The sequence below is a fragment of the Pyrinomonadaceae bacterium genome (assembly GCA_036277115.1).
GTDB lineage: Bacteria > Acidobacteriota > Blastocatellia > Pyrinomonadales > Pyrinomonadaceae > UBA11740.
The window spans coordinates 1,254,278-1,275,816 of the sequence record DASUNM010000023.1; the positions used below are offsets into that span (position 1 = coordinate 1,254,278).

At 56.2% G+C, this 21,539-nt stretch carries 15 protein-coding genes; 13 read left to right on the forward strand and 2 right to left on the reverse strand.

All coding sequences use genetic code 11. The annotated features are described in order from the left end of the window. Positions 1–241: 241 nt before the first annotated feature. Both VFX97_12155 and VFX97_12160 read right to left on the reverse strand, forming a co-directional pair. Complete coding sequence (locus VFX97_12155) at positions 242–3,148, reverse strand: TonB-dependent receptor (GenBank protein HEX5703947.1); 2,907 nt, start codon at positions 3,146–3,148, stop codon at positions 242–244. A gap of 184 nt (positions 3,149–3,332) precedes the next feature. Continuing rightward, a complete protein-coding gene (locus VFX97_12160; GenBank protein HEX5703948.1) occupies positions 3,333–4,601 on the reverse strand; it encodes a hypothetical protein in 1,269 nt (422 codons plus the stop codon). A 522-nt stretch (positions 4,602–5,123) separates the two neighbouring features. Here VFX97_12160 and VFX97_12165 point away from each other — a divergent pair. From VFX97_12165 to VFX97_12225, 13 genes are all read left to right on the forward strand, one after another. Then, positions 5,124–8,600, forward strand: coding sequence for a TonB-dependent receptor (locus VFX97_12165; protein ID HEX5703949.1), 3,477 nt, complete (start codon positions 5,124–5,126; stop codon positions 8,598–8,600). A gap of 182 nt (positions 8,601–8,782) precedes the next feature. Continuing rightward, on the forward strand, positions 8,783–9,199 hold the full coding sequence (locus VFX97_12170) for a hypothetical protein (protein HEX5703950.1): 417 nt from the start codon (positions 8,783–8,785) through the stop codon (positions 9,197–9,199). Between the two features lie 94 nt (positions 9,200–9,293). Continuing rightward, positions 9,294–11,462, forward strand: a complete 2,169-nt coding sequence (locus tag VFX97_12175) for a multicopper oxidase domain-containing protein (GenBank protein HEX5703951.1) — start codon at positions 9,294–9,296, stop codon at positions 11,460–11,462. Positions 11,463–11,556: 94 nt separating this feature from the next. Further along, complete coding sequence (locus tag VFX97_12180) at positions 11,557–12,333, forward strand: hypothetical protein (protein ID HEX5703952.1); 777 nt, start codon at positions 11,557–11,559, stop codon at positions 12,331–12,333. A gap of 226 nt (positions 12,334–12,559) precedes the next feature. Next, positions 12,560–12,739: a hypothetical protein gene (locus VFX97_12185; protein ID HEX5703953.1), complete on the forward strand. Its 180-nt coding sequence runs from the start codon at positions 12,560–12,562 to the stop codon at positions 12,737–12,739. Positions 12,740–12,981: 242 nt separating this feature from the next. Next, the gene (locus VFX97_12190; GenBank protein ID HEX5703954.1) at positions 12,982–14,172 is read left to right on the forward strand and encodes a YcaO-like family protein; all 1,191 of its coding nucleotides are present in this window, start codon (positions 12,982–12,984) and stop codon (positions 14,170–14,172) included. A 56-nt stretch (positions 14,173–14,228) separates the two neighbouring features. After that, complete coding sequence (hypF, locus tag VFX97_12195; protein HEX5703955.1) at positions 14,229–16,628, forward strand: carbamoyltransferase HypF; 2,400 nt, start codon at positions 14,229–14,231, stop codon at positions 16,626–16,628. A gap of 10 nt (positions 16,629–16,638) precedes the next feature. Further along, a complete protein-coding gene (hypC, locus tag VFX97_12200) occupies positions 16,639–16,965 on the forward strand; it encodes a HypC/HybG/HupF family hydrogenase formation chaperone (GenBank protein ID HEX5703956.1) in 327 nt (108 codons plus the stop codon). A gap of 5 nt (positions 16,966–16,970) precedes the next feature. Next, on the forward strand, positions 16,971–17,657 hold the full coding sequence (locus VFX97_12205; GenBank protein ID HEX5703957.1) for an SIS domain-containing protein: 687 nt from the start codon (positions 16,971–16,973) through the stop codon (positions 17,655–17,657). 33 nt (positions 17,658–17,690) lie between these two features. After that, positions 17,691–18,848: a hydrogenase formation protein HypD gene (gene hypD, locus VFX97_12210; protein ID HEX5703958.1), complete on the forward strand. Its 1,158-nt coding sequence runs from the start codon at positions 17,691–17,693 to the stop codon at positions 18,846–18,848. Beyond that, on the forward strand, positions 18,845–19,927 hold the full coding sequence (hypE, locus tag VFX97_12215; GenBank protein ID HEX5703959.1) for a hydrogenase expression/formation protein HypE: 1,083 nt from the start codon (positions 18,845–18,847) through the stop codon (positions 19,925–19,927). Before hypD ends, hypE begins: the two co-directional genes overlap by 4 nt. A 69-nt stretch (positions 19,928–19,996) precedes the next feature. Then, positions 19,997–20,605: a hypothetical protein gene (locus tag VFX97_12220; protein ID HEX5703960.1), complete on the forward strand. Its 609-nt coding sequence runs from the start codon at positions 19,997–19,999 to the stop codon at positions 20,603–20,605. Positions 20,606–20,828: 223 nt separating this feature from the next. After that, positions 20,829–21,536, forward strand: coding sequence for a class I SAM-dependent methyltransferase (locus VFX97_12225; protein HEX5703961.1), 708 nt, complete (start codon positions 20,829–20,831; stop codon positions 21,534–21,536). Positions 21,537–21,539 lie beyond the last annotated feature (3 nt).

Sequence of the window (21,539 nt, forward strand, 5' to 3'; positions counted from 1 at the left end):
TGAGTGATGCGTGATGAGTGATGAGTCAGGAAGTTCAGAGTTCAAGCTCTAGCTTGCTCTTAGTCAGAAAGAGCACCCGAAGGTTGTACTCTCTAAACTTCTTGACGTTGATGACTCAACACTCATTACTCATTACTCATCACTCATTACTCATTACTCATTACTCATCACTCATCACTCATCACTCATCACTCATCACTCATTACTCATCACTCATCACTCATCACTCATCACCCCGTATTCAATGCTTAAGTTCGACCGTCGTCCCAAACACTAGGCTTCTCCCGCGCGCGGGTGCGGTTTGAAAATGCTCGAAGTACAAACGGTTCGTGAGATTTTCCAGACCCAGGGTCAACACGACGCGGTGCTTCTCACCACGAATCGTGTAACCGCCGCGGAGCGTTTGCACCACAAATGAATTCAGACTGCGAAACGTGCCAAACTCAGTTGAGACCGCCGCCGACAGATCCAGGGGATCCGCTCGCTCAACTCGCCCCTGATAGCGCATTTCGTACTCACCAAACCAGCGCGCATTCGAACTATCAAAGCGAACGCCGTTGATCGTTCGCAAGGGCGTGATGCTGGACAACGGCGCGTCATTCGCTGACCCACGCAAAGGCACTGGCGTGTCGGACCGGTTGTAGAACTGCGCGAGCAACTTCAGCGTGTTTTGATCCGGTGTCAGATTCGAACCCTTGAGCCAACCAAGGCTGCCGTATGGTGTGATCACGCCGAGATGGCTCAATCGCAGACTCATTTCATACGTTGCCTCAATGCCCTGGATGCGGGCCCTCGCCGTGTTAGTCCGCTGGACATAGAGCACGCCGTGAAAAGGAAAGAACGGCGAAATCGCATTAATGCCCTGGGCCGGATCCGGCGGCACAAACAATGGCGGCGCGAAGGCGGATGCAATGAAGTCGTTGAGGGAATTCCTAAAATAACCAATTGAAGCGTTCCATTTAGCCCGATGTACCTTTACGCCGACGTCATATTCGCTGCCGCGCTCAGGACTCAATGCGGCGTTCGGGATGACCAGCACGCTGAAGGTAGGATCGCCAAAATCGCGTAACAAATAACGCTCGGTGATCCCAGGTTCACGATAACTGTTACCCCAGCGAAAATATGTATTGATGCCTTGTGGCAAGCGGACCACCGCAGCGGCGTTACCGGTGATCACAGTTCGCGAGGTTGTGATGCCTCTCACACCCTTAACCAGGTCGAGCACACTAGCAGCTCCCGCCATATTGATTGGACCAGGATTGGCACTCAACATCGAGAACGAAAGATCTAAGAGCCTCGATTCAACTCCGAGTGGAAATCCCCGTGTCACCTGCGCCGCCGTTCGCCAGTTATCAACCCGGAGCCCGCCAGTAAGTCGCAACCATTTGCGCGGCTCATGCTCGAGCAGGCCGAACCAACTCCAGTTTCGATAAACCGAGTTCGGATTGCTGGCCCGACCACTGACGACATTAAAGGGCGCGACAAAGTCAGTGCGGGAGAACTCATCGGCAGACGAATCACGCAGGTAGCCGACTCCAGTAGTCAGCAATGTTTCGGGAAAAGGCGCGAACGTCGCTTGTAGATCGAGGCCATACGTCGTCACTGAATTCTTGTTCTGGGAAAGGTTCACCGGTGTAAACGTCGAGCGATTGCCGGTGAGTTGCGGGAGGACGGTCTGAGGCGCGTTCGGGTCGGAGACCAGTGTCCAACTGCTTCCGAGCGCTATTTGCGAGGTGATCGTGTCATCTGGTACGACGTATTTCTGCCCGTAAAACGCTGCCGCAATCCGCGGCAACCAGCTTCTCAACTCGCGGCCTTCATACCGCAGCCCATACTTATCCAGACGCCGAAAGCTGTTAAATTGAGTTCGCGGATCGAATGGTGGCGCGATAAACGAGAAGCCCAGACTCTTGTGCTGGCTATTCAACTGCCGATAGCGAAGGCTGTGATTCAAGCCTGGGAAAAACCACAAATCAACCTGATCATTAAATCCATGCCCCTGACCGTTGGGAACCTGCGCGCGGGCCGGTGCGCTCCAGACCGCGTACGTCCGCGCCACATTATTGCCTACAGCATTTCCCATATCAGTGGCCAACCTGCCCAGTTGGACCACCTCATCGAGGGAGATAGGTTGATTGCCTCCCGCGTAGTTAGCTTCACGAAACATGGAGCCACTGAAACGGACTGCAAAGTTGGACCGGCTCCAATTGACCGTAACTGCCCCGCGCCGGAAAGCGCCGTTAGTCCGCGCGTCTCCATTGAAACGCAGCGCTAAGTGATTGTCGCGCGCCGGCGATGCAGTGATCAGGTTAATAACTCCTGCCATGGCGTCTGAACCGTAGAGACTCGATCCGGCGCCGCTAACAACTTCCGCCGAATCAAGCTGCGTCACATCCACGACGCTGGGCGATACCCCGGAAAGCGGATCGCTGCGCATGTTGTTCAATCGCTCGCCATCGAGAATGATTAGTAGCCGGTTTGAAGCCAAACCTCTCAGTCGCGGACGCTCCAACGCCACATTCGCATTTACCGGCGTGAGGTTTGGAGCGTTCTCGACGGCTCGCAGAGTTGATGCCGGCCGTCGCTCCTCAATTTGCGAGGCGCCGGCCACGGTGACGGTCTGAGCAGTCTCAGCAGCGAGTCGCGCGCTGCCCTTGCCGGCCGTAACTGTGACATCGATCTCAAGTGGACCTGGCGCCAGCAGGAAGTCCAGGCGAAACGAACCGCCCGGCCGCAAAGAAATGCTTTGGCCGGCTGCGGCAAAGCCTTCGCTCCTAACCGAAATCTGATAAGGACCGGGTGATAAGCCGGCGAGTTCGTACTTTCCGGAGGAGTCAGTCTTTGTCGTGAGTTGCCGCCCACTGGCAAGATTCAGCGCTATAACTTCTGCGTTAACGACTGCAGCACCGGTTTGATCCGTGACTGTTCCGGCGACCGATGCACCTGACGACTGTTCGACAGAGGCAGTGGCCGCAGATGCTTGCGCGCCCGCACCGAACATCACGCAGAGGAAGGCGACTTGGAGGCAAAAGCGCGCGGAGCGGGCGACAGCACCCACTTTGCGGTTGAGCACAGCGAAATCGTCGGTCAAAAACACATCCCTTCCGAGCCCGGTAAACGGGCGAAAGACTGAGCGACGTGCGAACATATTAAAGACAGGTTAGACATCGGCACGGGTCTGAGAACGAAAACCGCTGCCGTCACTTTTGTGAGTTAGATTTTCTTGTCCGTGATCTTCCAGGGCTCCTCTGCAACTACACCTCAGAGCAGGGTCCCCCAGCCGAGCATCTCGGCTGGGGGCGAGACTTCGTGCTTTGAGCCACTCCGGCGGGTTAACGCCTTTTCAACTTTTTGGTGACATCCGTTGCCACCGGCAGTTCGATCTGCCGCAACATGGCCAGAGTCTGTGGTTGCAGCGTACCTTCAAACTGTCCACATAATTCGTCGGAGTGGAAGTTCAACAGCGTCCCCGAAAATAGAAAATCCTGAAACGCTTTGAAGTAGGTCATCACTCTCGATGATCCCGGGGTGATTTGAATCGCTGAATTGATCTCGCCGTTATAGGTTTCCTTCCCGGTCCAGCCGCCCGACAGCGTTCCTTGCAGAGCCGGAATGCCATCCGGCGCTGAGCCGCCGAGATGCCCGATGCGCTTTGCGAGATTGCGTCCAACAGCAGTTCCGGTTCGATTCGCCGGTGGAAGGGCCTGATAGTCAGCGAGCAGCACCTGTTTTCGCTGGCTGGCGAATGTGCTTAAGGCAACGACTCCGTATTTGGTCTTTTCCGCCGCGCTCAGTTGGAAAAAGCCGTTGGCCTTGGGCCGATCATTCAGGTCGGCCGGTTTTCCTGAGAACTTCGACCCTATGTGAATTTCGAAATTCTCCATCGGCTCGAAGCCTGGACCGTAGTGCTCGAAAGGTTGAGGCCCGGCCGGGATCGGTTCATTGGACGCGAGATAGGTGTTGGGACCGAGATTGACGAGTTCTCCGATGATTGGATCGCCGACGGTGAACGATACAGGCGTGCTGGTGCCAACCTCACCTTCCACCGCCGTAACCTTAACACCGATGGGGGCCACGTGGGGTCGCGGTCCAACTGCATTTTGAAAACGCACCACTCGGCCCACTGCCATGCCGGGTGCTGTCGGAATATTATTGGCGGCGGGCACAAAGTCGGGTTCACCTTCAAGGGCCCAGGTCCAGCCGTTGCTTGTTCCGCGCTTCTCGTTAAAGAAATCTCCGTCCGTAGCGAAACGCGCCTGGAAGCGCCCACGGAAACGGATTCGCACCTTCTTGATGGACGTCAAGGTGCAACTCGCTTTGACGCTGCCGCCCACTTTAACTTGCAGCTTGATGTCGCCGGCGGTCTTGCTGGGCGTCTTCGCAGTTATCTTGACGCTGGTACCGGTTGGACCAATCGAGACGCTGGTGCTGGATAGCTTAACCGTGACGCCCGCCGGCGCAACCACAACCAGTGTTGCATTGACAGTCGCGAGGTCGGTGCTCTTGAGGGCGACTGCCATCGGAAATTCCTTTCCGCCTACGGGCGCGAGCAGGAATCCCTCGTTTTTCGAATTGCCATTAACTTTAATAGTGATTGCCATCGTGAGTTCTCCTTCTAGGCTAGAGGTAATTCAAAGTTAGAGACTGATTTGGCCTTGAGCATTACCGATGAAGGTAAGCCGAGGGTTTGCCGGCGTGAATGAGACGCCGCCAAACCGAAAGAACTGGGCAGCCCAGGTTTGAGTTTCAGTCAGCGCCTTGGTTTGAGCGCGGAAAGAGTATGCGAACGTTCAGTTTCGAGTCAATACCCAAAGGACGGTTTTTTGTCTTCTTTTGACTGAAGGATGAAATGCGCAAGCTCTTGGAAAGACTGGTTCAATGCCGAACAGCCGAAAAATCGCATAACAAGGGAGCAACGGTGCTACAATGCGCGCCGTTCGTTGGCTGGTCGTTTGGACGACGTCTCGCTTTACTGACGCCTGACTCTTAACGACTGAATTAAACCTGCTCTTGACTGAAACAACCGAAACCAGGTGGCGACTAACGAACCGGCTACCGGTCTTATTAAGATTGGTTGCTCATTAGTAATACGCCACACCTGACACCGACTGTCCGACAAGCAGATGGCGAAAGCTGGCATTGCACTGTTTTGGATTGCTCTTCTTTTGGGCCTACTCCCTTCGTCTGCGCTCGCCCAGGGACAAACCACCGGTCGCATCGCTGGGACAGTTAAAGACCAAAGAGGTGGGCTCATAGTTGGGGCCGGCGTAGAGGTGACGAGCGAAACCACCGCCGAAGTGCGCAAGGTTACGACCGACGATCAGGGAAACTACAACGTCCCACTCCTGGCGCCGGGCGCTTACCGCCTCACGGTGACATCGCCCGGATTCGCCCTGGCTGTATTTGAACCGGTTCAAGTCGTAATCACCGAAACGACTTCAGTCGATGTGGAATTGGCGCCGGCAGGGCCTGACACCCTTCCGGTACGCGTTGATCCTCTTATGCAGATAGACGGACCGCAGCTTGGCCGCGTCGTCAATTCACGGGCGGTATCAGAGCTGCCGCTGGCAACGCGCAACTTCACGCAGATTCTCGCTCTCTCGCCGGGCACATCTGTATCCCTCCCGGACAACACCGGACTGGGTCGCAATTCGCAGAACGTCTCGGTCAATGGCGCCCGCGTCACGCAGAATGATTTCGAGATTAACGGGATTGACGCGAATAACCTGGCCACAAATGCCGCGGCTTTGGTGGCTGTCCCCGCGCCAGAGAGTATTCAGGAATTCAAGGTCCAGACTTCGCTTTACGCTGCAACCTTCGGACGCGGTGGCGGGGGCAATGTTCAGGCATTAACCAAGAGTGGATCTAACAGGTTTCACGGAGCAGCCTACGAATATTTTCGCCATGATGCGCTTAATGCTAACAATCCATTTTTGAAAGCGGCCGGGGTTGCCCGCCCAACGCTGCAGCGTAACGTTTTTGGCGGATTGCTCGGCGGCCCCATCAAGGCGGACAGATTGTTTTTCTTCGGCTCGTACCAGGGCACCCGGGAAGATAGCGGCGCGTCACCAAATAGTCTTACCTCCAGCGTCTTGATCGCGCCGGGTCTCACTGACGATCGATCACAGCAAACCCTGCTCAACACGTTTCGGCCACGATTATCGCCAACCTCACCGCCCGCGACCTCAATCCATCCCTCAGCCCTCGCGCTTTTGAACACCAGGTTACCCGACGGGCAATTCCTCATTCCCACACCGCAGGCTGACGGCCATTATTCAGGCTCGGCCATTTCCACTTACCGTGAGGATCAGTTCAATGCCAACCTTGATTACCGCATCAATGAAAAAAGTCAGTTGGCCCTAAGGGTTTTCTTCTCGAACGCTCCGCAGTTCCTGGCGCTTCCGACTGGTGCGGCCAATGTTCCCGGATTCGGGGCGGATCAAGAACAGAATAACCGGCTGATCTCGGTTCAGAGCATTCACATTTTCAGCCCCCGAACCACCAACGAAGCGCGCATAGGCTACAGTTACATTCGGGGGGACATGACCGGGCAAAACCCGGTAAGAGACTCGGATCTGGGAATCAAGCGAGCTAATGCGAATGTCTATCCCGGACTTGGTTCTATTCGGATCGGCCCGACCGGAACGAACGCGGTGTCTATCGGTAATGCGGGCCAGAATGTCGATACCGGAAATGTTGCGACTGCAACCACGCTGGTGGATGTTCTCTCGATTGTGCGCGGCGCGCACAGCTTCCGGACGGGAGCGCAGATCATTTACTACCGGAATGATCTGGTCGCCAACAACAACCGGCGCGGCACGATAGTATTTCAAAGCTTCAACAACTTCCTGCTGGGCTCAGCCAATAACTCGGTATACGGAGATGGCATCGGCACGCGCAACCTACGCGCGGCAGATTTCAGTTTTTTCGTCCAGGACGATTGGAAGGTTTCGCCAAGGCTCACCCTCAATCTCGGTTTGCGTTACGAGTTGGATCTCCCGCCGTACGAAACGCATGGGGCAATGTCGACTTTCGATCCCGCGCTTTATCGACCCCGAATGGAGGTGGATGCGGCCGGGAACCCAATTGGACCTCCAACCGCTGGATTCGTGCAGGCCGGCAATGTGATTGCTCAATACGATTTGCCTGAGGCGCCGAACGTCGGCAAACGCGTCCTCGCCGGCAATGATCCAAACAACTTTGGCCCACGGTTTGGCTTTGCTTACGCGCCGGGCGATTCGGGACGATTGGTGGTCCGCGGCGGCTACGGGATTTTCTACTCGCGGCCCTCAACGGCTTACATCGGAATTGCGATTAATGCTCCGCCGATGTACACCGTTCGCAGGAGTCCCGCCGGGGCTGCTGTTCCACTAGCTGATCCCTTTTTTCCCTTACCGTCGCAAAATCAATTCCCCGCCTTCGTGAGAGGCGTCTCTCTCGCAGGTCAAATATTCGATCGCGATCTGCGGGCCGCTTATTTCCAGCATTACAATGCGAGTGTCCAGCACATCCTTCGGAAGGACCTGTTGCTCGAGGTGGCTTACGTCGGTACGCGCGGCGTCAATCTGATTCGCGACATCGCTATCAATCAGGCCCGACTCGCCAGCCCGCAACGGCCCATCATCAATGCCGTCACGGGTCAGGTGGTAACCACCAATACGCCCGCCGCCACGAACGTAGCGCTGCGAGCGCCATTTCAGGGCGTCGAGGTTGGAAGTTTTTTGCAGATTCAATCGACCGCACAATCTACTTACAACTCATTACAGATAAGCCTGACGAGGCGCTTCTCGAAAGGGTTGCAATTCCTCGCTTCATATACCTATGCGAAGTCAATAGATAATGCTTCCGGCGGCAGCGACAGTACGGGAGACGTCAGGGACACGGTCAACATTGCTGGTAACCAGCTTGATAACCGCGCGAACCGTGGCGTGTCAGACTTTGACCGTGGGCATCGCTTTGTCTTGAGTGGGCTTTGGGACCTGCCACGTCCGCCTTTTGCACGGTCGACCGCCGGACGGTTTCTATTCTCCAATTGGCAGTTGGCGACAATCGTTACGGCTATGTCTGGCCTGCCCATCGACATTATCGACGGCGGCGCCGGCTCGTTCTATGGGTTGAGTGGCGGGAATAATGCTTTTATGAGGCCGAGTTGGGCGCCAGGCGCAACGACGGCGACTGCCACCAGCAACATACCTCCCGGATATTTTTTCAATCCGCTCGCCTTTGTCCGCCCGGTTGTTTTAGCAGGTCGCGTAATACCAAGCTCAAACGGGACCGCAGTCGCAGGCGCGACCGGGACCGATTTCGGCAATGTCGGTCGCAATGTTCTGCGTGGGCCCGGCCAATATAATGTGGACCTCTCAGTAATCAGACGATTTCCATTTCACGATACGAAGAACCTTGAGTTCCGCGCTGAGGTGTTCAATCTCTTCAATCACGTCAACCTGGCTAATCCGATCAGCAACCTGTCCGCGGTACCGGCAACCTCAGTAGATTCGAACACAGGCAGGATCATCGGAAGTCCAGGCGATTTCGGTCGGATCGTGTCAACCAGCAATAATCCGCGGATGATTCAGTTCGCCGTAAAGCTAAATTTCTGACTTTCAGTGCAGTCCTGTGCACTGATTCTTAAACGCGGTTGTTCCGGCAAAATTTTTTCGATCTATTCTAAGCAAAAGTCTTGCAACTTTTGCGAGCTGTGATAGACTCCCGCCCGCTCTAATCAGGTCACTTTCGTTTTCTAGTAAGAAACCCTTCCATAGGACATAAAGGAGGACCTGCGATGTCCATCTTCAAGATCAAAATCAAACCCGGCACGCCGGCGGTCTTTGACCCCAATCCGTTGCAGGCAGAGCCCAATGACAGCGTCTTTTGGTTTAACGGGGACACGGTTGCCCATTGGCCGGCGCCCGCCCCGAAAAAACCGACAGACCCGATAAACAAGAAGGCCTGGCTTGATTACCAGATTCCGCCCAACGCATCGTCGACGCAAATCGCCTTGAACCCGCCAGCCCCGTACTGCTTGAACTACGTTTGCGCCCTCCACCCAAAAGAAAAGGGCCAAATCAAAGTAGGTAATACCAAGAAGAAAGGCGCGTTCGGTTGCAAGACCAAAAAAGGCGCGTTCGGGGGCAAGACCAAGAAAGGCGCGTTTGGTGGCAAGACCAAAAAAGGCGCGTTTGCTCGAAGAACGAGGTGAGGCGAATTTCCAGACTTGACCGTCGCTGTTAATCGCAGACGGTGGACGCCGCTGCGACTATCCGCGGCGCAACAACCTACCTGAGGAGATTATTATGTTTGAGGAGACGACCATCACGAATCAAGCGGGCGAGCATCGTTCCGAGTCATCCAACATTGAGCGGGACTCTCAAACGAGCCGGCGGACATTCCTCCAACAAGCCATGATGACGGCGTCGGGTGTAACGCTATATTCGCTCATGCCACCACTCGCCACGAAGGTAATGGCCCAGCCTTGCCCTGGGGGTCAGCTACTGCAACAAATAATGGAGATTAAGAGCTCCGGCAAGGTGCTTCAAGCTGTACTCAAGGTCCTCAATGAACAACGGACCACAATGTCTCCGGCGGGCTGTGCCGTTGATAGCGGACAGATGCGTTACATCGCTGGTTACGATCCGGCGACACCGGCCAATGTTTGGCCTAAGCAGAAGGGCGTCCCGAACCCCGCACCGACACTTCGGGCGCGTGTGGGAGACAGAGTTCAAATTACACTCCTAAATCATGTCAACGTCGACGAATTTAACCAAACCCAAGACGTTGCCAACGCTAGTAAACCCCTCGATGTCGCCGAGCGTGGCGAGAATGCTTGTGATACTACCAAGTCCGTCGGACCTAACAGCAGTGTCAACACTTACCCGGGTGACCCGAGCTTTGAAAAGCCGCCGAACTGCTTCCATGGGTCGAGTTCTACAAATTTACACTTTCATGGTAGCCACGTCAGTCCCAGTGGAACCGCCGACAACGTGCTGCTGACGATTCGGCCCTCGCCCCGAGGACGCGACGGCAAACCGACGGTGAACGAGCAGACGGTGAAGCCTATCTTCGATCAGATATTTAAGGCATGCGCGCAGCGCCAGCAACCGATGCAGTGGGGCGACTGGCCGCCAGCGTGGCAAACCTGGCAAAAAAGGCTTCTCATATCTTATGACCAGAGCGCGGTATGGCGTGGCCAGCGCGGATTGCCTCCGAACCAACAGTTGTGGCCGCAAAACATAAAAGCAATGGCAGACAAGACGTTGCCGCAGTATTACATAGGCGCATTCCCCAACTGTTTCAACATTCCCGAATGGAATGGTCAGCCGGACAGCATGGGCCAGGCGCCTGGAACGCACTGGTACCACGGTCACAAGCATGGATCGACCGCACTGAACTTGCTTAATGGAATGGCCGGCGCGCTGATAATTGAGGGCGATTACGACGATAAGCTGAACCCCTTCGTTAAGAAACAACAGGTTCTGGTGCTACAGCAGTACGGAACCGTACTCAATCTTCTGCGCAGCGCCCTCGCAGGGCAAAGTCCCGAGCTGGTTTTCGTCAACGGCCAGTACACTCCGGTCGTGCAGATGAACCCGAACGAAATGCAGCTCTGGCGCATTGTGAATGCTTGTCACCAGGCCGCCGTGCCGATTGACAAACCACCCAGCGGAATCAAGTGGGTGCAGACTGCTCAGGATGGTGTGCAGTTCCATCAGCAGAATTACGATCCATCGGATACCGACGCGTCGTTTCCTGTCCCCGCGAGATCAAAAGCGCCGTTCGGCAGCTTGGCGCCGGGCAACCGCATTGACTTACTGGTGCAGGCGCCCAAGACACCCGGCACTTACAAGGTGACTTTTGGTGGTGGCACACTTCTGCTGACCATCGCGGTCAGGCAGGATCCTGCGGTTCCACCAATCGCGAATCCAATGCCGTTCCCAACCAGGGCGCAGTTTCCGCAGATGCCTGGATTCCTTGCTGACATCAATCCCAGCGCCATCAAGGTCAAACGGGAACTACATTTCAAGTCCACTGCGGATCCGTCAGTTGCGCCAGATATGAAACGGGGCAAGAACCCGCCGTACCCGCCGCCGAAACACACGATCGACGGTAAGCAGTTCGACGAGCACGTGGTCGATCAAACCATGCTCCTTGGCGCGACCGAAGAGTGGACCCTGTATAACGACGGAGGCGCGGCCCATCCTTTCCATATCCACATCAATCCGTTTCAGGTGATCGAAATTAAGGATCCCGCAGTGAACAATGGGAATCCGGTGCATTTACCTCGACCCTGGGTCTGGTGGGATAATTTCGCGATCCCAACGGGTGGCTATGTGAAGATGTGGACCCGGTTCATGGATTTCACAGGCATGTACGTTCTGCATTGCCACATTCTGGGCCACGAAGACCGCGGCATGATGCAACTGGTGCAGGTTATTTCAAACCGAACCACCATGGAACACAGGTAAGTCATTTACCTGAAGAACCAAGCCAGGGGTTGTCCGGTAGCTGACAACCCTTTCGATCCGAACCAGGTGCTTTCTAAAGCAAGGCACGATGCTGATGTCAGCCAACGAAAACCGCTGGGTTGAATGGGCCGGCGAATCACCCTCGCCTCTGCTTAACGAGAGTTTGCGCGCCGGCCTCGTCGTTCTTTGGCGAGCCTACATTGGCGCCCAGTACACGGGGGCGAGCGCATGGGATTTTGCTCAACGAATCAGTCGGCTGCATGAAGCCGGAATGACCAGCAGCGATCTCCGGTGGTTGGTAGCCAAGGGGTTTGCCGAGCACGGTCAGGAAACGACTGGTGACCGCGACTCCCGTCGCTCATTCCGCGAGAGCAATGGATATTTTTTCAACGATCACAGCTGTCTGATTCTCACGGGCAGCGGCGCCGCCCTGGCGGAAGATGTTTTTCGTGGACGCGTGCGGTCGCCTCAGGAAACACCGTCCGCGCTTGCCGTCGTGGCGAGCGAAACTGCGGGCCTCGAAACGGCGTCACCGGCTGCTTACGAAATAGAGAGACCAGAGACGTTCGCCCGAAAACCTCGGTGGCATGCCATTCGGCGAGAATTATCTTTCGCCGGGCGCATCGTCAAGCGATTCCGCGTCCCGGCGCGGAATCAGGAAACGATTCTGAGCGTTTTCGAAGAAGAAGGGTGGGCTGAACACATTCACGATCCCCTACCGGTCAATCACCTTGTTGACGCGCCTACCAGGCTGCATGACGCAATCAATCGACTCAACAGGTGCCAGATTAATCCGCTCATTCGCTTCCACGGCGACGGAAAAGGAACCGGTGTTTTCTGGGAGCTTAACCAGAAGGAGAGCTTGGACTGAATCGCAAGCGCGACTTGCCGCGCGGTTCAGTGGACGCTGAGTAGTGGGCTTTGACAACATATGAATGGTCTGGTGCTTTCGCTCGTTTGTGGATAGCGACACCAGATCGACACCAGATCGACGCTTGTGTCTGTGCTTGTGCTGGAAGATAGTGGCGAAACTTCGCCAGCAGTTCTGTGTGACAACCTGAAGCCTTTCCACTTTGCTTGATTAGAAGGAGACGACTATGACGAAAAATACAGTTTCAATTGAGTTGGATCGGGAATTCCTGGCTCGCTTCGAGCGCCTGCTGGGTAATCATCCGTCAGCGACCGGAGTGCATTGCGGCGATGGCGACGGAGACGTAGACGGCTTCCGCGGAACAATCGCGACGGGAGTCCACTGCGGAGATGACGTCGACGGCTGACGGCCTCTAATCCACGCGACGGTCGCCTTGGGAGTTCGAACTCTGCCAATGGCGACTGGGTGAAAATTACCAGGGCGGCCTACGCGAGGGATAACAAGACCGCGGCTCGGCAGGCGTGTGTGTCCGGTTCACGGATCGGATGTAGATGCGTTCAAGATAGTCGGCGTCCTCAGGATTTTCAGCGGGCGATCGTCTTTCTTCTTGCGGGAAACGAACGCATGGTTTCAAGGGGTACTCGAAGCATGCGCAGTTTAGCGCCCGAGACGACCTTGCGGTATGCCAAACAGTGGGCCGCGACTGCCGGCATAACCGAGGTGACGGACATAACCGATTTGGATGTCCTGGGCGTGCCGGTTTATGCAAGTATGCGACCGCAAGCTCGCGGGGACACTTTCACTTTTGGGAAGGGGCTGTGCCGGATTGATGCCGAAGTCGGCGCCTACATGGAGGCCCTGGAGTTTTTTTTCGCCGAACCGGGGATAGGCAGTGTTTCAACACACTGGGGGTCCGCAAGAGAAGTTGCCGGCCAGGAGCGCGCAGACGATGCGATTCTTGATTTCGTTCCGCTCCTTCAGCGCGAGGTCGACCTCGATGGTCCGCTGTTACTAGCTGCGGCGCGAGACCTGGAGCGCGGCGACGAGTGCGCCATTCCTGCCGAACTCATCTTTTATCCGGCGTCTGATGTTGGGCAGTCCCTCTTTGGGTCATCGACCAACGGCCTGGCATCGGGCAACTCGGTGCTCGAGGCATGCATACAGGCTCTGCTGGAGTTGATCGAACGTGACATCTGGTCATTCGAATTCGTTCGCTGCGCGTCAAAGTTAGTCGAGGCGTCGAGTCTTCCAGGCGAAGTGCGCGACATCATCGACCGCGCTGAAAGAAACGGCCTCCAGTTTAAAGTTCGGAGTGTTCCTAACGAGTACGGGATGCCGTTCTTTGCCGCCTTCGTGTTCGACACGAACAATCCCAGCCGCAAGACGTTCAACGGCGGTTGGGCATGCGATCTTGAACGTGACAGGGCCGTAGTAAGGGCGGTGACCGAGGCTGCGCAAAGCCGGGTGGCTTTTATTCACGGCGGGCGGAAAGTATCCGCGTCTCGGGCGGCAAGCTTCTCACTCGATGCTCAAAGAGAAGCGAAGCTCGTGCAACAACACATGCTCGGCGTGAGCGATCCACGTCAGCAAACTTCGTTCAGTGACACTCCCGACCTCGCGGTTGAAGGCAGCATGGAACAGAGACTTGATGCGGTGATTGAGCGATTGCGGCGTGTCGTGCAGGAACCAATTTATCGGGTCGTGTTTACTCCCGCAGAAGCGCCGCTGCAAGTAATTCGTTTGGTAGTGCCTCTGTTGGAGAATCTCAAGGAGAGCCAAGTCCGAGTGGGCCGGCGCCTAAAGGCGACGATCGATTCCCTCGGGGCTCAAGCCGCGTGAATCGGCCAGTTTTTAGCCAGGAACGTCCACAAGCCGAGGAGGTAAGGTTACGCGCGATGGATATTCGGCAAACAGTCGAAATCCGTGTCCGAGGGACAGTGCAAGGCGTTGGCTTTCGGCCAACCGTCTGGCGCTTGGCGTGTGACGAGGGGCTGGTGGGCGAAGTTCTTAATGACGGCTTTGGAGTATTGATCCGAACCACCGGAAATTCGGGCGCCATCTCGCAGTTCCTTACCCGGTTGCACAGCGAGGCGCCCCCGCTGTCGCAGATCGAAGATGTCGAGACGCAGGTCTTGAACCTGCTGGACTTTGAGGACTTCCGCATTGCGGAAAGTGTAAGTGGCGAGAACTGCACGCGTGTCACTCCCGATGCCGCGATTTGCGCGGCCTGTCGCGCGGAGGTGTTAGATCCGAACGAACGCCGATACGGTTATCCTTTCGCGAACTGCACACACTGCGGGCCGCGCTTTTCGATCGTGAATGAGGTTCCCTACGACCGTGTTAACACGACGATGGCGGACTTCCCGATGTGCGCATCCTGTGCCCGCGAGTATCAACAGCCGGCCGACCGCCGCTTTCATGCACAACCGATCGCTTGCTCCACATGCGGGCCTCAGATCTGGCTGGAGCAGACGGAGACCGGCGCGAGCTCGACACATCTCAGGACGTCCGCGGCCCTGGACGCTGCTATCGAATTGCTAAAGAGAGGCGCGGTGGTAGCAATTCGTGGGTTGGGCGGATTTCATCTGGCTTGCGATGCCACTAATCCAGAAGCCGTCCAGCGCCTGCGCCAGCGAAAGCATCGATACGGCAAACCATTCGCGCTAATGGCCAGAGATGTTGAAACGATTCGCCGCTACTGCTACGTGACGGCAACCGAGGCCGATTTGTTACAGAGTCCCGAAGCCCCCATCGTGTTGCTTGCGGCGAACGGTAACGAAAAGTTGCCGGAGGGCATTGCGCCCGGACTGAATACTGTGGGCTTCATGCTGCCTTATACGCCCCTGCACTTATTGATAACACGGCAGATCGATCGGCCGCTTGTCATGACCAGCGGCAATCTTTCTGACGAACCACAGGTCACGACTCTCGATGTCGCGCGGACCGGCCTGCGCGGCATCGCCGACGGAATGTTGATGCACGATCGCGAGATTGCAAACCGCATCGATGATTCGGTGGTGCGCATCATGGCCGGCAAACCATCGCTGCTTCGTCGTGCCCGCGGTTACGCCCCAAGTGCAGTGCGTTTACCGCCCGGCTTCGAGGATGCTCCCGACTTGCTCGCTTATGGGGGCGAGTTAAAAGCTACATTCTGCGTCTTGAAAGACGGGGCTGCGATTCTTTCACAGCACCAGGGTGATCTGGAGGACATTTCGACGTTCGAGGATTACCAAAAGAACCTGCAACTCTATTCGCGGATTTACGATCATCAGCCCCGCTTGTTAGTCGCGGATATGCATCCGGAATATCTTTCCAACAAACTCGCCAAACAGCGCTCTGCAGCCGATGAACTGCCTCTTCTTGAAATTCAGCATCATCACGCACATATAGCTAGTTGCATGGTAGAAAACGGCGTCGCGTTGGACGCGCCGCCCGTGCTTGGTATTGCACTCGACGGGCTCGGCTTTGGCGATGACGGCACGATCTGGGGTGGGGAGTTTTTGCTGGCGGATTATCGGGGCTATCGACGGGTGGCGACGTTCAAACCAGTTGCCATGCTGGGCGGCGCCCAGGCCATCCGCGAACCCTGGCGCAACACGTACGCGCACCTGATCGCTGGTCCGGGCTGGACGCAGTTTGTCGAAAAGTTTTCCGAGCTCGAACTCTATCGTTACTTGATGACCAAGCCATTGCCGACAATCGATCGCATGCTGGAGACCGGACTAAACGTACCGTTGGCCAGTTCGTGCGGCAGACTTTTCGATGCGGTTGCGGCGGCCCTGGGACTATGCGCCGATCAAGCTCTCTTCGAAGGCCAGGGCGCCATGGAACTGGAAGCCTTAGCCGAGCAGTGGACGTCTTCGGCTTCCGAGCCGCCGTATAAGTTTGCGATCACCGCGCAAGCTACCAGCGGGTTGCTCTGTCTTGAATCGTCACCAATGTGGCAGGAACTGTTAGAGGATCTCAGCCGGCGGACTCCGCTCGCTCAAATGGCTGCGCGTTTTCACTACGGACTTGCGAAGGCGATTCGCGACCTGGTCGCTCGCATTCGTGCCACAAGCGAAGCCGGCGCCTCGCTGAATACAATCGCGCTTAGCGGCGGCTGCTTCCAGAATAAACTCTTGTTAGAAGAACTAGTGCGGTTACTAAACGCAGATGGGCTAAGTTGTCTCTTACACGCCAAAGTCCCCACCAACGACGGAGGGCTGGCGCTGGGACAGGCTGCTATCGCGGCGGCACGTCATATCGAGCGTTCTCATCCGGCGGACTTGCAGTCCGACTCGCAACTAATGTAAGGAGCAAGAAATGTGTCTTGGAATCCCTGGTCAAATAGTGAAGATCACCGACGTTGCGCGGCAAATGGCGCTCGTCGATGTTAGTGGCGTCCAACGAGAAATAAGCCTCGAGTGCGTAGTTGACGACTACCACCCACTCGAAAAGTGCGTCGGCCACTGGACATTGGTGCATGTTGGCTTCGGTATGAGCCTGATCAACGAAGAGGAGGCAGAGGCCACGTTGAAGGTTCTGAGGGAGCTCGGCGAGGTGCAGGCGGAACTTCTTGCCATGAAGGAATCGGCGTCGAGTCCGCCTTCAAACATTCCGGCAACTCAGTTGCCCGAACTTGTGGCCTAAACCTTATGAGTCTGGCGGAAGACCCAAATCTGAAGGGGCTCTACCCTTTCCTGCACGGCAGGAAGCAAGATCCATCGTTGATGAATTCTGCTTTGCTCGAGTCTGTCCGGCAAAAAGCAAACAATCATCACGACGTGATCGATGCCTTTTTCGCCAGGAATGGACAGGAAGTCGTCGCGGCTGCAGGAGCTATTGCCGATGTCTATCGCGGCAACGGCCGGCTCTTTACGATGGGCAATGGCGGCTCAAGCTGCGACGCGGCGCACGTGGCCGTCGAGTTTCTGCACCCGATCACCGCCGGCCGGGTCGCGCTGACGGCAATCGATCTGACCGCCGACCGGACGATGATGACCGCGGTGGCCAATGACGTCGGCTTCCAGCATGTCTTTGTGCGTCAGATGATTGCCCAGGCACGCGCCGGAGACGGCTTGATAGGCATCTCGACGAGCGGAAACTCAGACAATCTGGTGAAGGCTTTTGCGAAAGCAAAAGAGATGGGTGTAACAACCATCGGCTTGGCCGGAATGAGCGGTGGCGAAATGGCAAAGATTGGCTTGGACCACTGCCTGGTTGTCGAAACCGACAGCATTCATCGGGTACAGGAATGTCACGTAATTATCTACCACATTCTTTGGGACCTGGTTCACACACTGCTGGCGGACGATCGCGGTTCATTGGCCGTTATGGGATGACCGCTTAACGCAACTCACAAGAAAAGAGAACATATGAAATACGTCGATGAATTCCGAGATCCCGAGAAGGCGCAGTTCCTGCTGAAGGAAATCCGCGTCCTCGTGCCCCAAATCTTAAAGAGCCGAACTGGAACTGATCCGGTTTACATCATGGAGGTATGCGGAGGCCATACGCACGCCATCTTCCGATACGGCGTCGAGACAATGCTCCCTGATGGCATTGAGTTGATCCATGGTCCAGGTTGTCCGGTATGTGTTTTACCCATGGGACGCGTTGACGACTGCGTGGCTCTGGCCCACATGCCCGGAATGATCTTCACTACGTTTGGTGACGCGATGCGCGTGCCCGGCTCGAAAGAGAGCTTGTTGCAGGCCAAGGCCAATGGGGCCGACGTGCGGATGGTGTACTCGCCGCTTGATTCTCTGCGGATTGCAAAGGAAAACCCGGATCGGCAGGTCGTCTTCTTCGCATTAGGTTTTGAAACAACCATGCCCAGCACGGCACTCACTGTGCTGAGGGCGAAAAAAGAAGGCGTCAAGAATTTCTCGATGTTTTGTAATCACATTACGATCATCCCCACGATCAAGGCGATCCTCGACTCACCTGACCTGCAGTTGGACGGGTTCCTTGGTCCGGGCCATGTCAGCATGGTTATCGGCAATTCGTCATACCGCTTTATCGCCGAGCATTACAAAAAGCCGTTGGTAATTGCGGGTTTTGAACCGCTCGATATCCTGCACGGCCTTTGGATGGTGCTCAAACAGATTGCCGAGGGACGCACCGAGATCGAGAACCAGTACAACCGCGTGGTTCCGGACGGCGGGAACACAGTGGCTCTTGATGCGATCGGCAAAGTCTTCGAATTGAGGGAGTTCTTTGAATGGCGTGGTCTCGGTTCAATTGACCATTCAGGAGTTCGGATGACCGAGGAGTACGCGGACTTTGACGCGGAACGGAGATTCTCAGTCCCGGCCCTTAAGATTGCCGATCCAAAATCGTGCCAATGCGGCGAAGTACTCAAGGGTGTCATCAAGCCGTGGGACTGCAAAGTCTTCGGCAGAGAGTGTACTCCGGAGACACCGCTGGGCGCGCTTATGGTTTCGTCTGAAGGCGCCTGTGCCGCCTATTATCAGTACGGCGACATCGAGAAGATTCATGACACCAGGGCGATGGTCAAGGAGATGGCATGAGTAGCGTTGTAGAGATGGCTAAAAAGAACGGCAAGCCCAGGCACCGCGGCAAGGTGCGGGTTAGCACTATCACACTCGCCCACGGCGGCGGCGGCAAGGCGATGCACGACTTGATCGACGACGTCTTCCTCGAGGCGTTTGATAACGACGGCGAGTCGCCACTTGAAGATCAGGCGCGTCTCTCTCTATCCGACCTGACGGCGCTCGGCGATCGGCTGGCCTTTACCACCGATTCATACGTCGTCCAACCACTCGATTTTCCGGGTGGCAATATCGGCAAGCTGGCAATCTGCGGCACGGTTAACGACTTGGCGGTGGGTGGCGCGATACCACTCTACTTGTCTTGTTCGGTAATTATTGAGGAAGGCCTGCCGGTCGAAACCATGCGTGAAGTGGCCAGGACAATGGCGGCCACTGCGCGGGAGGCCGGCGTGACCGTGGTTACCGGCGATACCAAAGTTGTCGAACGCGGCGCCTGTGACAAGTTGTTTATTAACACTGCCGGTGTTGGTGTCATTCGCGCCGGCGTCAATCTCGGCGTCGACCAGGCTCAACCCGGTGACGTCATCCTGGTCAATGGAGTGTTGGGCGACCACGGTGCGGCGATCCTCAATGCCCGCGGAGACATGAGGTTGACGACGCCGATCGAAAGCGATTGTGCGAGTCTGCACGGTCTGATCGATGCCTTGTTAAAAGCCGTTCCTACGACGCGCTTCCTGCGGGATGCAACCCGCGGCGGAATTGCGACCGTCTTGAACGAAATCGCCGAGGCGTCGCAGGTTGGCATCGAGATCTACGAAGATCGCACGCCGATCCGGAGCGAGGTCAAAGGCTTCTGCGAAATTTTAGGTCTGGATCCGCTCTACCTTGCCAACGAGGGCAAGATCATCTGCGTCGTACCATCGGAAGATGCTGAGGCCGCACTCGCGGCAATGAAGTCTCATCCGCTGGGCACAGAAGCCGCGAATATCGGCGAGGTGAACGACCACCGGCCAGGCCGTGTGGTGATGCAGACCGTCTTTGGCGGACGCCGCATCGTCGACATGCTCGTCGGCGAACAGTTGCCGCGGATTTGTTAAAACGTCCCATCTGTCCCATCGGACGTATGGGACGTAAAGGACATATGGGTTACAAAGGGAGGAACGCTTATGTCAGAAAGCCCAGTTAAGGCGGCCGAGGGCGTCACGATTCGCATCAAGGATCAGGGCGAAGTTTTGCAGTTGGATTATGACGGCGCCATCTGTCAACACCCGGGATCGCTCTGGTGGGGTACTGCGGTTGGCTTCCGGGCTATGCAAGTCGCCGCGCAGGCTCTTTCGAAAGATGATCTGTGGGCGCGCGATAATCTCTACATTGTTAGCGGTCACCCCGGCCCTGGAGTGAAAGATACCATCGACTATGTGACGGGCGCCGCCACTCGCGATCGTTACCAGGTCGTCGTCGCCGAAGGCTGCGGAATGCAGTGCAACAGCAAAATGAAATACGAGTGGTGGGTGAGCGACGGTGAGAAGACCGCGAACATCAATCTGCGCCCGGATTTCGTACCGCGAGAGTTCTACGATCTCACCGACCGCCTGGAAACCAACGAAACAACCAAGGAAGACATTAAAGCCTTTCGCATCTTCAAGGTGAACCTGTCCACGCGTATCTGGAACGCCCCGTTAGAAGAGAGCTTCCGCGTCGAAGTCGTCGACGAGGCTCTGCAACCGGGTGAATTGCCAGAGGCAGCTAAAGCGAAAGACTATTTTGAGCTGTAATGACAATGCGCGAAACGCGGCGCGAGCGAGGCCGCGTTTCATGCTGCTCGGTTAATGAAGCGGTCGCCGCGACTTTGGGACTCGACGTATCGTTGAACATGATCTGCATGACTTCTCCTTGTAACCGGAACCGGTTCGTCATCAAGTTGAAAAGGACCTATTAGCAGACCTGGGCTTACGCATTCCGGGTAGCGCAGCCGCGTCGATTTGGCGTTGGTAATTGATGTCACGGAACCCACCGATGAAGCGTAGCCATTCATTTACCACGGACGCTGACTTTCTAGCCGCTGTGACTAAGGTCTATGACGACGGCTGGTTCGACTACGCTAAGGCCTGGAAAGGACGTGACGACCTGGAAGGTGAGGAATGGCGGCATTTCGCAGCGGCCGTCAAGCCGGGTGGGACAATTCTTGATGTGGGGTGTCATTCAGGACGGGACACGCGGCAGCTGCTCGATCGTGGGTATCGGGTCACCGGGATTGACGTGAGCGAGCAAGCCTTGCGGCTATACCGGGAACAGTGTCCGGAAGCACGGACGATAAAGATGAGCCTGCTGGATCTGCCAACTCTGGGAGAGCAGTTCGATGGCATTTGGTTTTCCTACGTCCTGGTACATATCCCATTCAAACTAGTGCCCGATGCCCTCGCCGCCCTGGATAGCGTACTGCATCCGGAAGGCGCAATGATGATGATGGTGACCGTGGTCGAGGAGTCGCAAGAGAGAATTCATGACAGCCATATGATGTTCGATGAGGACGGTGCGCCGCGCAAGGTTCCGGTTGCCCATTGGGCCCCCGATCCGCTGATCGCGCTTTTCCGATCCCGCTTCGAGATTAGCTGGATGAATCTTAGACCGTTTGTTGATGGGTGGGCTCAGCTTAGTCTTCTTCTCCGGCCGCGGCGTACGCCAGCCAACACTCAGGAGCATTGATCG